The following is a 2,382-nucleotide window of genomic DNA, read 5'->3' as shown; positions in this document are numbered from 1 at the left end:
TAGTAAACGAAATTGTATTGGTAAAAAATGGTTTAGGAGAAGTTTTTTGGCCTGTTTATAATGTCAATAATATTGGAAATATGATTCCGGGCGAAGGCTATCAGGTAAAGATGACGAATTTTGTTAGCTTGACTTATCCCGGGAATTAGTTTTCTTATTAGCTGAATTCCAGTGCACGGATTGCAAATCTGCACCAGCGAATATAAGTTAATCGCCTGAATACCCCACCTGACAGGTTTCGAAAACCTGTCAGGTGGGGTGTTAAAAATCGAAAATCACCATTTTGTAATACGCACAAATCAGCTAATTACAAAATTGAACAAAAAAGTGTTTTTCGTACTATTTTTTGTTGTACCCCGCTGGGGTACTTTGTTGGTTGGTAAATTTTGTTGCTATAAACATATATCCTCTACGAGGTTGATTACCAGTCTGTAGAACTGAAATGTTTATAGAAATAGATTTCCGTAATCAATCAACAACCATGAAGCAGTTGAATGAAAAATGGAACGAACTTTTAAAATCGATTTTTAACACCCCACCTGTCAGGTCTTTTCATATCATCCAAAATTTTTGCCAAATTCAAGTCGAAAAATAAAAGTAATAATTTGCATTTTGCATTTTTAATTACTACCTTAGCTGAATAGTCTATTAGGTATTTTCTAATTAATAAAATTATGAAAACAAATTTTTTCACTTTTTTTAGCATTTTCCTATCTACGATAAGTCTTATAGCTCAAGACGTACAATTTGAATGGGCAGTAGGTTTTGGTGGTACAAACAGCATGTATGTTCGTTCAGCAACAATTGACGATGCAGGCAATGTTTATACCACAGGGAATTTTCAAGGAACTGTTGATTTTAACACTGGTCCCGGAGTTTTTAATTTAACTTCTAATGGATTAGAAGATATTTTTATCACAAAATTTGATAGTTTAGGCAATTTTTTATGGGCTAAAAGAATTGGTGCACAATTATCTGATGACAGTTATTCTATGTCTGTTGACTCAGTTGGAAATATTTACATAACAGGGTATTTCATGTCGGATGTTGATTTTGATCCTGATCCTACTGGGATGTATTTTCTTAATTCAAATGGATATAATGATATCTTTGTAACAAAATTAGATTCTTCGGGCAATTTTGTCTGGGCAAAATGTTTTGGAGGTGATGGCTCCGATGCTAGCAATTCGATTGTTATTGACGATATGGGCGATATTTATATTTCCGGATATTTTAATGACACTGTAGATTTTGATCCTGGTCCTGGAATATATAATCTATCAACAAACCTATATGGTAATGATATTTTTATTAATAAACTTGATTCACTCGGTAATTTCATATGGGCTCGGAGTATTTTAGGTATTAATAATTCAGCTTTCTTCAATAATAGTCTTGCTATTGGTGACAAAAATAATCTATACCTTATTGGATCATTTGAAGGAACTGTTGATTTTGATCCTGATTCTACAGGATTTTTTAATCTTAATTCAATTGGGGAGTCCGATATTTATATATCTAAATACGATGCTTCAGGAAGTTTTGTTTGGGCTCGAAGTATAGGTGGAAATGATTATGATTATGGACTTTCTTTAAGCATTGATAAAGATGGAAATGCCTATACTACCGGTTGGTTTGTGGGTACAGTTGATTTTGATCCGGGTACAGGAGTATATAATCTTACTTCAAATGGAGATTATGATATTTTTATTTCTAAGCTTGATCCTTCGGGCAATTTCATTTGGACTAAAAGAATAGGCGGAAATGGTGGTGATGCTAGTTTCTGTTTATCTTCTGATATTTTTGGAAATGTATTTACTACTGGGTTTTATACTGGAAATGTTGACTTTGATCCGGGAGTGGGAGTATATAATCTTACATCAATTGGTTACGATGACATTTTCATTTCTAAACTCGATTCTTTTGGTAATTTTGTTTGGGCTAAAAGCATGGGAGGAAATAATTCTGACCAAGGTGTTTATATTGATCTTGATACTAACCAAAACATATACACTATAGGCAACTTTAATGCAACTGCTGATTTTGATCCTGGACCTGCCGTATATAATCTGACTACTGTGATGTATTATAATGTTTTTGTTTCAAAACTTTCGCAAACATTTTATATTTCTGAAAATATAAGCAATGTTTCCTGTTTTGGAGGCTCAGATGCTGCCATTGATATTTCTCCATATTATGGTACTCCACCATATGCTTTTTTGTGGAGCAATGGCCAGACTACCGAAAATATTTCAAATCTGCAAGCAGGCACATACTATCTAACAATAAATGATGCCGCCGGCGATACTATAATAGACACTTTCCAAATTATTCAACCTGCTGAAATTATTGTGGCATCTGTGAGTTTTGGGGTTTCATCTT

The 2,382-nt window shown here is 33.5% G+C and carries 2 protein-coding genes; both read left to right on the top strand.

Going from position 1 to position 2,382, the window contains the following annotated elements:
- On the top strand, window positions 1–149 hold a 149-nt coding region (locus tag HN894_03225), incomplete at its 5' end, for a hypothetical protein (GenBank protein ID MBT7142324.1).
- A gap of 525 nt (window positions 150–674) precedes the next feature.
- Window positions 675–2,382, top strand: a 1,708-nt coding sequence (locus HN894_03220) for a hypothetical protein (protein ID MBT7142323.1), incomplete at its 3' end; no start/stop codon positions are given.

The organism is Bacteroidota bacterium (assembly GCA_018692315.1).
GTDB lineage: Bacteria > Bacteroidota > Bacteroidia > Bacteroidales > JABHKC01 > JABHKC01.
Note: the sequence above shows the minus strand (reverse complement) of the source record. Positions and strands in the feature narration are given on the sequence as shown.